The 14,839-nt window shown below is 45.9% G+C and carries 11 protein-coding genes and 1 tRNA gene; 10 read left to right on the plus strand and 2 right to left on the minus strand.

Translation table 11 applies throughout. The annotated features are described in order from the left end of the window. Positions 1 to 2: 2 nt before the first annotated feature. From GJU87_RS00095 to GJU87_RS00130, 8 genes are all read left to right on the plus strand, one after another. On the plus strand, positions 3 to 1,532 hold the full coding sequence (locus GJU87_RS00095) for a SusD/RagB family nutrient-binding outer membrane lipoprotein (RefSeq protein WP_153637652.1): 1,530 nt from the start codon (positions 3 to 5) through the stop codon (positions 1,530 to 1,532). A 135-nt stretch (positions 1,533 to 1,667) separates the two neighbouring features. Beyond that, on the plus strand, positions 1,668 to 2,435 hold the full coding sequence (locus GJU87_RS00100; protein ID WP_153637653.1) for a family 16 glycosylhydrolase: 768 nt from the start codon (positions 1,668 to 1,670) through the stop codon (positions 2,433 to 2,435). 9 nt (positions 2,436 to 2,444) lie between these two features. Continuing rightward, a complete protein-coding gene (gene bglX / locus GJU87_RS00105) occupies positions 2,445 to 4,676 on the plus strand; it encodes a beta-glucosidase BglX (RefSeq protein ID WP_228491782.1) in 2,232 nt (743 codons plus the stop codon). 47 nt (positions 4,677 to 4,723) lie between these two features. Further along, complete coding sequence (locus GJU87_RS00110; RefSeq protein ID WP_153637654.1) at positions 4,724 to 5,572, plus strand: endonuclease/exonuclease/phosphatase family protein; 849 nt, start codon at positions 4,724 to 4,726, stop codon at positions 5,570 to 5,572. A 124-nt stretch (positions 5,573 to 5,696) separates the two neighbouring features. Continuing rightward, positions 5,697 to 8,330 carry a glycoside hydrolase family 2 TIM barrel-domain containing protein gene (locus GJU87_RS00115; RefSeq protein ID WP_153637655.1) on the plus strand — a complete coding sequence of 878 codons (2,634 nt, stop codon included), beginning with the start codon at positions 5,697 to 5,699 and terminating at the stop codon, positions 8,328 to 8,330. 32 nt (positions 8,331 to 8,362) lie between these two features. Continuing rightward, positions 8,363 to 9,328 carry an alpha/beta hydrolase gene (locus GJU87_RS00120; RefSeq protein ID WP_153637656.1) on the plus strand — a complete coding sequence of 322 codons (966 nt, stop codon included), beginning with the start codon at positions 8,363 to 8,365 and terminating at the stop codon, positions 9,326 to 9,328. A 129-nt stretch (positions 9,329 to 9,457) separates the two neighbouring features. Next, positions 9,458 to 10,072 carry a thioredoxin family protein gene (locus tag GJU87_RS00125; RefSeq protein WP_153637657.1) on the plus strand — a complete coding sequence of 205 codons (615 nt, stop codon included), beginning with the start codon at positions 9,458 to 9,460 and terminating at the stop codon, positions 10,070 to 10,072. A 162-nt stretch (positions 10,073 to 10,234) separates the two neighbouring features. After that, positions 10,235 to 11,074 (plus strand): endonuclease/exonuclease/phosphatase family protein, encoded by an 840-nt coding sequence (locus GJU87_RS00130; protein WP_153637658.1) that lies wholly within the window; start codon positions 10,235 to 10,237, stop codon positions 11,072 to 11,074. Between the two features lie 87 nt (positions 11,075 to 11,161). On the opposite strand, the gene GJU87_RS00135 is transcribed toward GJU87_RS00130, so the two are convergent. Then, positions 11,162 to 12,595 (minus strand): monomeric [FeFe] hydrogenase, encoded by a 1,434-nt coding sequence (locus GJU87_RS00135; protein WP_153637659.1) that lies wholly within the window; start codon positions 12,593 to 12,595, stop codon positions 11,162 to 11,164. 190 nt (positions 12,596 to 12,785) lie between these two features. Then, entirely contained in the window at positions 12,786 to 13,988 is a 1,203-nt protein-coding gene (locus tag GJU87_RS00140) for an L-serine ammonia-lyase (RefSeq protein WP_153637660.1), read from the minus strand. A 212-nt stretch (positions 13,989 to 14,200) separates the two neighbouring features. Between GJU87_RS00140 and GJU87_RS00145 the strand changes: the two genes are divergently transcribed. Then, positions 14,201 to 14,287 (plus strand) — tRNA-Ser (locus GJU87_RS00145). 163 nt (positions 14,288 to 14,450) lie between these two features. Continuing rightward, on the plus strand, positions 14,451 to 14,834 hold the full coding sequence (locus GJU87_RS00150) for a co-chaperone GroES family protein (RefSeq protein ID WP_153637661.1): 384 nt from the start codon (positions 14,451 to 14,453) through the stop codon (positions 14,832 to 14,834). Positions 14,835 to 14,839: the final 5 nt, after the last annotated feature.

The raw sequence follows: 14,839 nt of genomic DNA on the forward strand, positions 1-14,839 counted from the left end.
CTATGAAAAATCTAACATATATATTTCTATTGATTTTTTCTCTCTTTACTGCGGTTTCCTGCAGTAACTTCGAGGAAATCAATACAGACCCAAATAAAACGAATCAGGTGACGTCCTCGATGCTTGCTACGCAGGTATTGAAAGATACGTACCGGTTTTGGAACCCGAACCCGTCTGATTTTACTTCCGGTAACTTGTTTAATAAACACATTGCCATGCTGGAAACCAATCCCAACCCTGGCCAATATTATTATTCATATTGGCCTTACGGCAGTTTTGGGGCCTATTCCAGACTGACGGATCTCCAGTATATGACCCAATATGCAGAAGGTTCAAAATTTGAATCATCCTACAAAGGATTGCAATTGTTCATGAAAGCCTGGTTTGGATTCTCTGCTACATTGGATATGGGTGATGTGCCCTACTCGGAAGCCGGAATGGCGACGGAAGGTATCACCCAACCCAAATATGATAAACAGGCCGATGTATTTGCTGAAATCCTGAGCGACCTCCAGAAAGCAGAGGCTGATTTTGCACAAGGCACGAATTTCGATGGGGACATTATGTATGGTGGCGATGTGACCAAGTGGAGAAAGCTTTGTAATGCCATGCAGTTGAAAGTTATTCAAACCATGAGTAAGCAGGCAACTTCGGAGCAGAAAGCAAGGTTTGCTGCCATTGTTAACGCCGGAAATTTAATGACCGGTAACGACGATAACTTTAAGCTGGTCTACTCTGATAATCCGAATGCAACATATCCGATGTATAACGGCGAGGAGCGCAGACAGAATACGGGTGTAACACAGTTGGTTGTTAATGCGCTGAAGAATCTCAATGATCGCCGCTTGTTCTATTTTGCAGAACCGGCACAGGCACAAATTGACGGTGGACTGACCGAGTCGGATTGGGACGCCTATGTGGGAGCTCCTTCATCCATGGCTGCCGAGCAGCTTGCGTTGAACAATGCAGACGGTGACTATTCTTTGCTGAATAAACGTTACGTCGCTTTCATGGATAACGATCCGATGCTCTATTTCACTTATTCGGAGCAGTGTTTCATTATTGCGGAAGCCATTGAAGAAGGTTGGGTTTCGGGTGATGCTCAGCAGTATTATCAAAATGGAGTGAAAGCCCAGCTGGAATATTACATGAACCTTCCTCACACAGCTGATTATGTGCACGGAATGGCTATTGATCAAAACTATATTGATAACTACTTTACCGGCGCTGCAGCTTATGCCACCAGCGGAACAAAAGAGGATCGCTTGCATCAAATCTGGACACAGCGCTGGTTGATTGATTTCTTCCAGGGGAACGGAGGAAACTACCCGCAATTCCTGCGTACAGGCTACCCGGTTTACCCGCTGAATCCTTCAACGAGCTTGAATCCGGACGATCCCACTGTATATCCGAAGCGCTGGATGTACCCAACGGATGAACAAACTAAAAACCCGGTCAATTATCAAAAAGCTATTGACGAACAGTATAATGGATATGACGGAATCAATCAGGTTCCGTGGTATTTGAAGTAAAGGCTGAACTTGATTAGTAAAAATGTGATTTAAATGGGGGAGCATTATGTTTCCCCCTTTTTTTCATAGGTTTGACCCAATGGGATTTCAGATTATTTTGGGGTAAATCGCAATGAAACTAAATACAACAAAGCAATGAAACACAAAGCAATATTCCTTTCAATCATTTTAGTCCTTGTTTCCTTCAATGTATTTTCCCAGTCTACAAAAGGCTACAAACTAGTTTGGCAGGACAATTTCGATGGAAATTCGCTCGACACCACATCGTGGAACAATCGGGTAATGAAACCCGGAACTGTGAACAACGAATTGCAACGTTACACCGACGGCAAAAACGTAGAAGTGAAAGATGGGAAGCTGATTATCGAAGCCCGGCACGAAAATAATGAATATACTTCCGGAAGAATTAATACCAAAGGCAAGCGCGAATTCACTTATGGTATTGTTAAAATGAGCGCGAAATTGCCGGCAGGTGTGGGCACATGGCCAGCCTTGTGGATGTTGGGATCGGACGTTAAAGAGGTGGGATGGCCGGCCTGCGGGGAGCTGGACATCATGGAGCATGTCGGTAAACAACCGGGCTTTATTCATTCTTCCATTCACAATCCGTCGGGTTACGGAGCAACACCTTATACGGGAATTGTGGAAATAAAGGACCCTTACACTGAATTTCATATCTACAGTATGGAATGGACGAAATATTTTATCACTTTTTACGTGGACGGCAAAAAAATCTACCATTATCAACCGAAGGAGAAAAACATGAAGAACTGGCCGTTCGACAAACCTTTCTTTCTGATTTTTAATATCGCTATCGGTGGTAACATGGGAGGTTCAAAAGTTGATAACAGCTGTTTTCCAACCGATATGGTTGTTGATTGGGTGAAAGTATATCAAAAATAAACTGGGAAGATGATAAAAAAAATTGCTCTCATTTCACTTTTTGTTTTCTCCGTAACCGGAGTTTTTTCGCAACCGAAAACACTCGATCAGAAAGTCGATTCAGTATTAAGTCTGATGACCCTTCAGGAGAAAATTGGTCAGCTGAATCAATACACGGACGACGGTGCTGCTACCGGTCCGGTAACGGTTGACGATAAAAAAGCAACTCAGATTCGAAACGGGGAGGTAGGCTCGTTGTTGAATTGCAAGGGCGTTGAGCGCACCCGAAGCTGGCAGGAAATTGCCATGGAATCGCGAATGAAAATCCCGCTGCTTTTTGGCCAGGATGTTATTCACGGGTACAAAACCACGTTCCCTATTCCGCTGGCCGAATCTTGTAGCTGGGATTTAAAGGCGATTGAATTGGCGGCACGAGTGGCAGCAACCGAGGCCAGTGCCAGTGGCATCCAATGGACGTTTGCTCCGATGGTGGATATTGCCCGTGACCCTCGCTGGGGAAGAGTGATGGAAGGTGCTGGTGAAGATACCTATCTGGGCTCATTAATTGCAGCGGCCCAGGTGAAAGGCTTCCAGGGGAACGAATTAAGTGATGTCAATTCAGTGATGGCTTGTGCCAAACATTTTGCTGCTTATGGTGCCGCCATTGGCGGGCGCGATTACAACTCGGTTGATATCAGCGATCACACTTTGTGGCAAGTCTATCTGCCACCTTTCAAAGCTGCAGTAGATGCAGGTGTCGCTACGTTTATGACGTCTTTTAATACGATTAACGGAATTCCTTCAACGGGAAACAAATATTTGCTTCGTGACGTCCTGAAAGGAAAATGGGGTTTTAAGGGATTCGTAGTCAGCGACTGGGGTTCGATCGGTGAAATGATCAATCACGGAGTTGCGAAAAATGGTTCTGATGCTGCATTATTAGCCATAACGGCTGGTTGTGACATGGACATGGAAAGCCGCGATTACAAGAATCACCTGGCGCAGTTGGTGAAAGACAAAAAAGTGCCGGTTTCCCTTATCGATGATGCGGTTAGAAGAATTTTGCGGAAAAAATTTGAGTTGGGCTTGTTTGACGATCCTTACCGGTATTGCAACGCCGAACGACAACAAAAAGAACTGTTCAATCCGGAACACGATAAAGCAACAAGACAAGTGGCTGAAAAAAGCATTGTTTTACTGAAGAATGAAAATAATTTACTGCCTTTGTCGAAGGATGTAAAGACCATTGCGTTTATTGGTCCATTGGTGAAGTCGCTAAAGCAAAACAAAGGATTCTGGGATGTTGATGTTCCCGGAGTTGATTCGACGTTCATCGTTTCTCAATGGCAGGGATTGAAGAATAAAGTAGGTAAGCATACCAAATTGCTATATGCAAAGGGCTGTGATATTGAAGGTGATAGTAAGGCGGGATTTGCCGAAGCGGTCGCCGTTGCCAAAAAAGCCGACGTAGTTATTCTGAGCATCGGCGAAAAAAGAGACATGAGTGGAGAAGCCAAGAGCCGGAGCAATATTGATATTCCGGGTGTTCAGGAAGAGTTGGAGAAAACATTGCTGGCGACCGGCAAACCCGTCGTGGTGTTAATCAATGCCGGGCGACCACTGGTCTTCAACTACACGGCCGATCACGCTTCTGCTATTCTATATACCTGGTGGTTGGGCAATCAGGCCGGAAATGCCATTGCAGATGTTTTGTTCGGAGATTATAATCCCTCAGCCAAACTGACGATGACTTTTCCGAGAAGCGTTGGACAGATACCAATTTATTACAACCACTTAAACACGGGCCGGCCGGCAACAAGTGATAAAGACAAGAACTACCGGTCTTCCTATCTGGATTTGTCCATTTATCCCAAATACGAATTCGGTTACGGGTTGAGTTACACCACATTCAAGTACAGTAACCTGAAGCTGAGTAGTAAGGAGATGAAACCTGACTCATCCATCGAAGTCAGCGCAACGATTACCAATACCGGAAAATACGATGGAGAAGAGATTGTTCAACTTTATTTGAGAGATTTGGTCGCCTCGCTGTCCCGTCCTGTTGAGGAACTGAAGGATTTCAAAAAGATTTTTCTGAAAGCGGGTGAATCGAAAACCATCCATTTTACGATTGACAAAGATAAGCTGTCGTTTTATAACCATGATTTACAATGGGTAGCCGAACCCGGAAAATTCGATCTGATGATCGGAGCTTCATCGAGAGATATTCGGCTGAAAGACAGTTTTGAACTGGCCAAATGACGGCAACTTGTTCTTTGTTTTCTATGAGTTTACCAAAATCAAGATCGATGAAACGTATTTTCTTATTAACAGCATTCATATGCCTGGCAACTTTGGTCCAGGCTCAGGATGTGAAATTGATGACCTACAATCTCCGGTTAGCACTGGCGTCCGATGGATTGAATTCCTGGGAAAACCGGAAGGATTTTATGGTCGACCAGCTCAATTTTTATGCACCCGATATATTTGGTACGCAGGAAGGATTGCCCAATCAGATTGAATACCTGAATAAAGAATTGAAAGGGTATCGGTCGATTGGTCAGGGTCGCGAAGGTGGTAGCAAAGGAGAACATGTCGCTGTGTTTTACAATACGAACCGTTTTAAGGTATTGGTGCATCACACTTTCTGGTTGTCGGAAACCCCCGATAAAGTGTCGAAAGGCTGGGATGCTGCTTACCTTCGGATTTGTACATATGGCCTTTTCTACGATAAGTTGACGCATGAATCGTTCTGGGTTTTCAATACCCATTTGGACAATAAAGGGGAGCTGGCTCGTAAAAATGGCGTAGCATTGGTGCTGAAAAAAGTAAATGAAGTCAACACTGCCAATCTGCCCGTGATTTTAATGGGCGACCTGAATTCAACGCCGGAAAGTGATGTTATTCAGGAAATCGACAAGAGCTTCAACCAATCCAAGTCGCTCAGCGAAATCAAGCCGTTTGGTCCTGATGCCACGTTCAATGGTTTTCAGTGGGATGTGAAGCCGGCCAACCGCATCGATTACATCTTTGTCAAAAAGGAGGCTCCGATTGCTGTGAAGAAATACGCCGTTTTGCGCGATAGCCGCGATCATCGATTCCCGTCCGACCATTTTCCGGTTTTTGTAGAGGTGGCCTTTACCAACAGTGATAAGTAAAACCCGATAGTCGCATTGACGTTTACAATTTCAATTCCCCCATGGAACGCATTATGGGGGATTTTTTTTGCCGGGAAACCCCGTTCTTGTTAAATTCAGACCTTCAATAAAATCAACTTAAACCATGAGCCGACGACTGCTAGGTCTAGCTTTTTTCCTGTTTCTGAGCGCTTCAATTTGGGCTGCTCCCATCATCAAAACCAGCTTGAATAGTGGTTGGTTTTTCCAACAAACCGATCATCCCGACAGTACAAAATGGGAACCGGTCAATGTACCTCATACCTGGAATGCGAGAGATGCCTTTGACGATCAGCGGGGCTATTACCGGGGAACGGGTTGGTACCGGCGAAATTTATACGTGGATGCGGGATGGAAAGGACAGAAGCTTTTTCTCGATTTTGAAGGAGTCAACAAAACAGCAACCGTCTTTATCAATGGAAAGAAAATTGGTGTACACAAAGGCGGTTACACAGCCTTTAGTTTCGACATTTCTCCGTATGTTCAATATGGTTCGGTTAACGACTTGCGTGTAGAAGTGAGCAATGCGCCCGATCCGGAAATCCCACCGCTGGATGCCGATTTTACTTTTTACGGAGGAATTTACCGGGATGTTTGGCTCAAAGTTGAGAATCCCATTCATTTTGCTTTCGCGAAATATGCGACGCCCGCGGTTTATGTGAACACGCCACAGGTTTCTGCTGAATCTGCCCAGGTGAAGGTTCGGGGAACCGTTCGAAATGAGACCGGAAAAACCGATCGCTTGCTCATTCGTTCTGAGATTTTTTCACCGGAAGGGAAACTTGTAGAAGTGCTGAATAAGGTGTTTACTGTAAGACGAAATAGCGACCGCGATTTTGAGATGGCATCAAAGACCATCAATAAACCGCAGCTTTGGTCTCCTGACGCTCCCAACTTATACACCGTAAAAACTACGTTGCAGTTTTACCACCGCGACAGCATTCTCGATCGGGTGGAGAGTCCGCTCGGATTTCGTTGGTTCAAAGCCGATCCGAATTTGGGATTTTTCCTGAATGGAAAATCAATAAAACTGCACGGACTGAACCGTCATCAGGATTATTCGGGATTGGGAAATGCCTTGCCCAACGCTTTGCATAAAAAGGATTTTGAACTCATTAAAAAAATGGGGGCCAACTTCGTCCGCTTGGCGCACTACCCGCAAGCACCGGAAGTATACCGTGAATGTGACCGGCTGGGGGTGCTTGTGTGGAGCGAAATTCCGGTGGTGAACGAAATTACCGAATCGAAAGATTTTACAGAGAACTGTCTGAATATGCAGCGGGAGCAGATTCATCAAACCTACAACCATCCCTCGGTGGTGATGTATGGTTACATGAATGAAGTGTTTATCCGGTTGGCCTATGCAAAGCAACTTTCCGACAGCGTACGTAACCGGAAAATCGAAAGTACCCTAAAACTAGCGCGAGAACTGGATTCGTTAACCCGAAGCGAGGCGCCGGGCCGGCTAACCGTGATGGCGTTGCATCAGAATCCAATCTACAATAAAACAGGAATTGCCGACATTCCACAGGTAATTGGCTGGAATCTCTACATGGGGTGGTACGGTGGAAAATACTCTGATTTGGGCGCTTTTCTCGACAAACAGCACGCTGAACATCCTAACCGCTGCATCATGCTTTCGGAATATGGTCCCGGAAGCGATGTCAGGCTGCATACCGATCATCCGGAAGTGTGGGATTATTCGGAAGAATATCAATTCCTTTCCCATGCCAGCTATCGCTTTCAGGTTGACGAACGCCCATATGTGATGGGAATGGCTGCATGGATTTTCGCCGATTTTGGCTCCGAAGGACGTGCTGATGCCATTCCGCACATCAACCAGAAAGGGTTGGTGACTTACGACCGGAAACCGAAAGATGTTTACGACTACTACCAGGTGATGAACGATAAAATGCCGAACATCGCTATTGCCGGGACCAATTACACCAACCGGACGTACGTGGCGGATGAGAACGAAAAATCGAAACATGAGGTTTGGATGTTCACCAACTCAGGCCAGGTGACGCTGTACCGAAATGGAGAGTGGATCAACTCGCAAAAACCGGTCGACGGCATCGTTAAGATGGAGGTTCCTTTCGTTTCGGGGCCTAATAAGCTTTTGGCGGTGACTGACATGGCAGAAGATTCGCTGGTGGTTAATGTGAAAATGATTCCTCGAAAGTTGACAACCGGCGAATTTCATACCATCCGGGTCAACGTGGGCAGCAATTGCAATTTCCACGATGAGTTGACCGGTGAAAACTGGATTCCCGACCAACCTTATCAGCAGGGAAGCTTTGGATACGTTGGAGGCGATATCTATCATTCAGTTTCCTGGAAAGCATTGAGTACACAATCGAACATTAAAGGGACTGATGATGATCCGCTGTATCAAACGATGCGCGAAGGGGTGAAGAGCTATCGGTTCGATGTGCCGGATGGTTGTTACAAGGTGACATTGTTGTTTGCCGAGCCCAATTCGAAAGCGGGGCAGCCGAAGCTGATTTATAATCTGAGCAACGAAGAGAACGAGCAAGAGGCTAACGTCAGGAGTTTTGGGATTTCGATCAACGGAAAGAAAGAAATCAGTCATTTCAATCTGGCACGTGACTGCGGTGCACTGTGGGCGGTGGAAAAAACTTTCGTGGTAAATGTAAACAAAGGCGAAGGACTTTCAGTTGAGTTTCTGCCTGAGCAGGGAAAAACGCTGCTTAGCGGCATCCGTATCGAAAAACGTTGAATCCAATCATAAATCAGATAAAGTATCGAAGCATGAAGAGAAAAGTATTTGCACTATTGCTAACGTTGTTCATCGCTGTTGGTGTATCGGCACAAACCCGCTACAAAGACGATATCGCGAGTGGGTTTGTCAAGAAAACTTACACCTATGCCGTGAAAGATGGTGAGGATTTGAAAATGGATATCTACTTCCCGGAAGGAGATAAAGCGCCTGACCGGGTTGCCTGGATTCATGTTCATGGAGGTGGATTTTCAGGAGGAACACGGGATGCGAAAGCCGATGTGAACCTGTGTACTCATCTGGCGAAGAAGGGATATGTAACGGCTTCTATTTCGTACCGGTTAACCCGGAAGAAGGATGGTTTCGGGTGCGATGTTCCGGCCGATAAGAAGATGGATACTTTCCGAAAAGCAGTCAGCGATTTGCGTAGTGCTACGGCTTTCATGCTGAAAAATCATACAGAATTTGGTATCGATACCAGCCGGATCATTATTTCCGGTAGCAGTGCCGGGGCGGAAACGGTTTTAGATGCAGCCTACCGTCCGGTAACGCAGTGGGTAGAAGGAAAACAGGAATTGCCTACCGGTTTCCGTTACGCCGGAGTTATTTCCTTCGCGGGAGCGATGGTAAATGCTGCCAACATCACGGCCGAAACCGCCATCCCGACGATGATGTTCCACGGAACGGCTGATAAATTGGTGCCGTATGCTACAGCGCCTCACCACTATTGCGGCATCGACAGTCCCGGATACATGATGCTGGATGGCTCGTACACCATTGCTAACCGTTTGCGAAAGCTGGGAAAAACCTATTGGCTGGAAACACGCTGCGGTGCCGGACACGAAATGTCGGGCCTGCCTATGACACAATCGGTGGGTGACATTGTCGATTTTGCTTACAACTACATCATCCTGGGCAAGAAAGCGCAGATTCATACCATCGACAAGAGCCCGAATTACAAAAAGGGTGATTCCCTTTATGATTTTTGCGACAATTAAGCAGACAAATAGCAAGGCATAAGCAAGGCAGTCTCTCGGAAACGGAGGCTGCTTTTTTGTTTTCTTATTCGGAAACATTTTAAATAGATAGCCGTAAACGCTTGTAGTATAAATTCTTAATTGACGCTTATGAAGAGAGTGATTTTGCTTGTAACCCTGATTTTTACTGCGTTATTGTATGCTTCAGCGCAGGTTCGTTTGCCGGATATGAAGGTGGGCTCCAAAGCTGTTCTCACGGATGTGAAAATGAAAGCTGTTTCGGGTAATGAATACAGTCTGAATGATCTGAAAAAGGCCAATGGCCTTGTTGTGATATTTTCCTGCAATACCTGCCCGTTTGTGAAAATGTGGGAAGGTCGGTACCCGGAAATTAAAAAGTGGGCCGATGAACACCAGGTTGGAATGGTGTTGGTAAATTCCAACTACCAAAAACGGGATGGTGTCGATTCCTTCGAAGCCATGAAGAAACACGCAAAGGAACATAACTATACAATGCCGTACGTGGTCGATAAAGACAGCCGGTTGGCCAATGCTTTCGATGCGAAGACCACACCGCATGTTTTTCTTTTTGACAAAGACTTCACGTTAGTGTATAAAGGCGCAATTGATGATAGCTATCGAAGTGCTGATAATGTGAAAAATCCATACCTGAAAAATGCGATCTCACAACTGGCAGCCGGAAAAATGGTGGCAAAAAATGAAACACCACCGGTTGGATGTAGTATAAAAAGAAAACTTGATTAGTCCACAAGTGTATATTCGAGATGTTGAGAGAGGGAGGATTGCCGTACGGTAGTTCTTCCTTTTTTGTTTTGCGACGATATCGATTTTAGTTTTTAAAGTATTATGAAAAATGGATGAAAACCGCGATCATTGTATAGTTTCCTAATAAAAATCCATTTTATCATGCGAAAACTCCTGACTTACTTTCTTTTATTTTTACTGACCACACCGGTTTTCGGGCAGGAAAACATGAACATCATCACCTACAATATCCGGTATAATAATCCTGATGACGGAGTGAATGCCTGGCCCAACCGAAAAGCAGATGTTATTGCTCTCTTGAAATTTCATAAAGCTGACGTTTTCTGTGTACAGGAGGCTTTGCACGATCAGATTATCGATCTGAAAGAGGGAATGCCGACGTTCGATTATGTGGGCGTCGGTCGCGATGATGGCAAGGAAGCTGGCGAATATTCAGCTATTTTTTATGATATACGTCGTTACCGGTTGCAGGAGCAGGGACATTTCTGGTTGTCGGAAACTCCGGACAAACCTGGTTTAGGATGGGATGCAGCCTGTGTACGGATTTGCTCGTGGGCGAAGTTGAGAGATCAGGAGAGCAACCAATCATTCTTCGTTTTCACGACCCACTTCGATCATGTCGGGGTAAAAGCCCGCGAAGAGTCAGCAAAACTGATTTATAAAAAAGTGCAGGAGCTTGGAGGCGACCGTCTACCGGTTTTCCTGACCGGCGATTTTAACCTGACACCCGAAGCGAATGCCATTGCTTTGATTCGCAGTCAGTGGAAAGACTCTCGTCTGGCGACACTTTCGCCACCTTACGGACCGGTTGGTACGTTCGAGGGATTTGATTTCAACTCTCCGTTAAAAAACCGGATTGACTATATTTTTGTCAACGATAAGGTGAGGGTGTTGCGCTACGGTGTTCTCTCCGATTCAAAGGATCAACACTATCCTTCCGATCATCTTCCCGTATTGGTGGAAGCGAAATTTATTGATTGACGAGTTGATAAGAGATAACAAAAGAGCCGGAATTCCTGTCAAGATTCCGGCTCGTGATTGTTCTGGCTGTAGTTTGATTCGTTTTCGTTATGCCTGAAGCGATTCCAACGTCGCTTTCAGTTGTTTTTTCCCCTGGCCGGTATCGACATGTGCGCTCGGTCCGGCAATACATCCACCCTCGCAAGCCATCACCTCAATAAAGTTACCCGGCGCTTTTCCTCTACTGTACGCTTTCAGCAAACCAATTGATTTTTTGTTGATGCCATTCACTTCGATGGCACGGACATCGACGGCCAGGCCTTCGGCCTTCACTGCTTCAACCACACCTCCCGATTGAGCAAATCCGCGACTTTCAGGTGTGCTGTAGGTTAGTTCGACCGGCTCACAGTTCTCAATGTCAATTTCAAATCCTGTGAAGAAGGAATCCAGTTCTTCAAACGTCATCACATAATCAACATTCGGATCGATCATCGCTTCTTTCCGCTTGGCGATACATGGCCCGATAAATACCAGTTTGGCATCAGGATACTTTTCCCGGGCCAGTTCTGCCGCATAGTACATCGGTGTTTTGGTATGCGAAACGTATGATTTCATGTTCGAAACATGCTTCTCGACGGCTTGTACGTACCCCGGACAGCAAGAGGTGGTCATAAACGACTGGCCGCTTTCCAGCTTTTCTTTTAGCTCAGCTGCTTCGTTGGTGGTCGTAATCATCGCACCCTGCGCTACTTCCATTACGTCATAAAAGCCCAGTTCTTTAATGGCAGCAAATACTTTTCCTGCTTCGTAATTGTACTGTCCCAGTATGGATGGAGCCGGCAGGGCAATTACCTGTTCACCGGCCTGAATGGCTTTGAAAATATCGATGATGTGTGAAATTTCGAAAATAGAACCAAACGGGCAGGCATTCAGGCATTTTCCGCAGTAGATGCATTTTGCGTCGTCAATGTGCTCAACACCTTGTTCGTCTTTGGAAATGGCGCCAACCGGGCAGGCTTCTTCGCACGGAACGGGCACGTGTACGATGGAGTGATACGGGCAGGCATTCTTACAAATACCGCAGTTGACACATTTTTTTGGGTCAATCTGAGCTTGTCCGTTGCAGTTGAAGGTAATGGCATTCTTCGGACAGTTCATTTTACAAGGACTGGCCACACAACCACGACAAAGATTGGAAACCACATAATTCACCTTTACACATGCTGTGCAGGCTTCGTCCACTACCGTGAGGATTTCCTTGCGGGGAGCTGTGCGTTGACGTGCCTCGTTCGCATAATCGGCGAGTGGCATCAGTTCATCCGTTTCTTCTTCCGGAAGGAGACCCAGAATCGGCATCAGTTTGTATTTCAAAACAGCCCGCTCTTTATAGATACAGCAACGACGCTGGGCTCCCCGTTCCCGTGGTGACATTTCCACCGGAATCCGGTCAATCTGGTTCTCTAACTGGTCTTCTTTGATAAGTCCCGCCAATCGGGAAAGGAGCTCCCGCCTGACGATCATGGTATTATTGACGTATGCCATTGATTAAAGCCTGATTAAAGTTTGATTTCGGCGGCAAAAATATACTTTTTCTCAGGCTTATATGTTTTATAACATATAAATCTATGTCATGTCACTAATTCAAAATCAATTTAAAGAAGCAATTGATTTTTAGATAGATGAATCGAGATATGTAGATATCCTTTTGTGGATGTTTTCAGATGACGGTTTGCTACAATTTCAAGCCATGGAAGTGAGCTAATCCTCCTTCAGATGTTTCTTTGTAGAGATGAGGCAAATCGTGGCCGGTTTGTTTCATGGTTTGTACTACCTTATCAAAGCTGATGAGATGACGTCCGTCGGAAAGTAGAGCGTAGTTTTTGTGGTTTAACGCACGGGCAGCGGCAAAAGCATTTCGCTCGATGCAAGGAACCTGAACCAAACCGGCGATCGGGTCACAGGTGAGGCCGAGATGATGTTCCAGCCCCATTTCCGCTGCATATTCAATCTGGAATATGCTGCCACCGCTGAGTTGCGTCACAGCAGCCGATGCCATGGCGCAGGCTGTTCCTACTTCGCCCTGACACCCCACTTCAGCACCGGAAATGGAAGCGTTGGTTTTCACCAATGTCCCAATTAATCCCGCGGTAGCCAGTGCATGCAGAATTTTTTGCTCCGAACTTTTGTGGTATTTCTTCATGTAATAAAGGACGGCCGGCAAAACACCGCTGGCGCCACATGTTGGAGCGGTTACAATCTCACCACCCGCAGCATTTTCCTCTGAAACAGCTAAAGCATAAGCATACAGCAACGAACGTTTCTTGATAGCCGGTTTGAAATTTCTCGCTTTTGCGTAATAACCGGCAGCTTTTCGCGGATACTTCAGTACACCGGGAAGCGTTCCTTCGGTATCGAGCCCCCGTTTAACGGCGGCTTCCATTACATGCCACACGTTTGCCAGGTAATCCCAGATTTCGGGACCTTCGTTTACTTCCACATATTCCCAAATGCTTTTTCCGTTTTCGTAGCACCAGTTCAGGATGGCATCCATTTTGGAATCTTGGTAAATGGAAACGGTTTCCAACTCTGTTTGATCATCAACAATGGCTCCACCACCAACCGAGTATGCCGTCCAGCTGTCGGTGACCTTTCCGTCACCGTCGAGAGCTTCCAGCTTAAGAGCGTTTGGATGGCGTTTTAAAAACGTCTCCCGCTCCCACAATATGGTAACTCGGTCGGGACCTAATGTATTTTGAATGGCGACGTCGGTTAAGTGGCCTCTGCCTGTGGCAGCCAGACTTCCGTATAACGTGACCTGATAGCTTGATGAATTGGGGGTTTGAGCCAGAAAACGTTCGGCCGCTTTTTTCGGTCCCATCGTGTGACTGGATGAGGGGCCATTACCAATTCGGAAAATTTCTTTGATGGACTCCATTTGAGGAAATATTTGTTGCGAAATAACGGTTTTTCCGGATATCAATCATGAAAGTTACCTCTTTTTTTATGCTATTTCAGCAAACTGGTTTCGTTCAGCGGGCCTAAATTTCATCGATGGACAGAGCGAAAAGCGGCCTGATGAAAGATGCCGATTTTTTGAGATGAATTTGTCTGTTATTGTCGAATATTTTTAACTTTGCCACCGCTTTTGGAGAGTTGCCGGAGTGGTCGAACGGGGCAGACTCGAAATCTGTTGTACCCTTCGGGGTACCGGGGGTTCGAATCCCTCACTCTCCGCATTGATTAACGGAATAAGCCTCGCATTTATGCGGGGCTTTCTTGTTTTGGGAGTGCCTGTATAAGCTCATTCCATATTTCATTCCTGCCATACAGAAAAGAATACACAGATATAGTTTTTTGCAAAATGCTATATTTGTGCTGATAAACGATTTAACTTGACATGACACTGGATATTGATAAGAAGGATATTGCCAAATTTATCCTTGTGGGAGATCGGGTTTTGGTAAAGCCCAAGAATCCGAATACACAGACAAAATCCGGGTTATATCTTCCCCCCGCGGCCGTAGAGAAAGAAAAAGTGCAGACCGGCTATGTCATCAAGGTCGGTCCGGGTTTTCCTATTCCCGCCATGACGGATGAAGATGAGCCGTGGAAGGAGAAGCACGAAGAGGTGAAGTACGTTCCGCTTCAGGCGCAAGCCGGCGATTTGGCCATTTACCTTAGTCAATCAGGTTACGAAATCGAATTTAACCAGGAAAAGTACGTGATTCTCCCGCACTCAGCAATTCTGATGCTGGTGAGGGATGAAGGACTTTTCGAATAACCAGC

Origin of the sequence: Prolixibacter sp. NT017, assembly GCF_009617875.1 — a bacterium.
Lineage (GTDB): Bacteria > Bacteroidota > Bacteroidia > Bacteroidales > Prolixibacteraceae > Prolixibacter.

What these genes read in the sequence shown, in the direction of transcription:
- GJU87_RS00095 (WP_153637652.1), top strand. Translation starts at nt 3, where the DNA reads ATGAAAAATCTAACATATATATTTCTATTGATTTTTTCTCTCTTTACT.
- GJU87_RS00100 (WP_153637653.1), top strand. Translation starts at nt 1,668, where the DNA reads ATGAAACACAAAGCAATATTCCTTTCAATCATTTTAGTCCTTGTTTCC.
- bglX (WP_228491782.1), top strand. Translation starts at nt 2,445, where the DNA reads ATGATAAAAAAAATTGCTCTCATTTCACTTTTTGTTTTCTCCGTAACC.
- GJU87_RS00110 (WP_153637654.1), top strand. Translation starts at nt 4,724, where the DNA reads ATGAAACGTATTTTCTTATTAACAGCATTCATATGCCTGGCAACTTTG.
- GJU87_RS00115 (WP_153637655.1), top strand. Translation starts at nt 5,697, where the DNA reads ATGAGCCGACGACTGCTAGGTCTAGCTTTTTTCCTGTTTCTGAGCGCT.
- GJU87_RS00120 (WP_153637656.1), top strand. Translation starts at nt 8,363, where the DNA reads ATGAAGAGAAAAGTATTTGCACTATTGCTAACGTTGTTCATCGCTGTT.
- GJU87_RS00125 (WP_153637657.1), top strand. Translation starts at nt 9,458, where the DNA reads ATGAAGAGAGTGATTTTGCTTGTAACCCTGATTTTTACTGCGTTATTG.
- GJU87_RS00130 (WP_153637658.1), top strand. Translation starts at nt 10,235, where the DNA reads ATGCGAAAACTCCTGACTTACTTTCTTTTATTTTTACTGACCACACCG.
- GJU87_RS00135 (WP_153637659.1), bottom strand. Translation starts at nt 12,595, where the DNA reads ATGGCATACGTCAATAATACCATGATCGTCAGGCGGGAGCTCCTTTCC.
- GJU87_RS00140 (WP_153637660.1), bottom strand. Translation starts at nt 13,988, where the DNA reads ATGGAGTCCATCAAAGAAATTTTCCGAATTGGTAATGGCCCCTCATCC.
- GJU87_RS00150 (WP_153637661.1), top strand. Translation starts at nt 14,451, where the DNA reads ATGACACTGGATATTGATAAGAAGGATATTGCCAAATTTATCCTTGTG.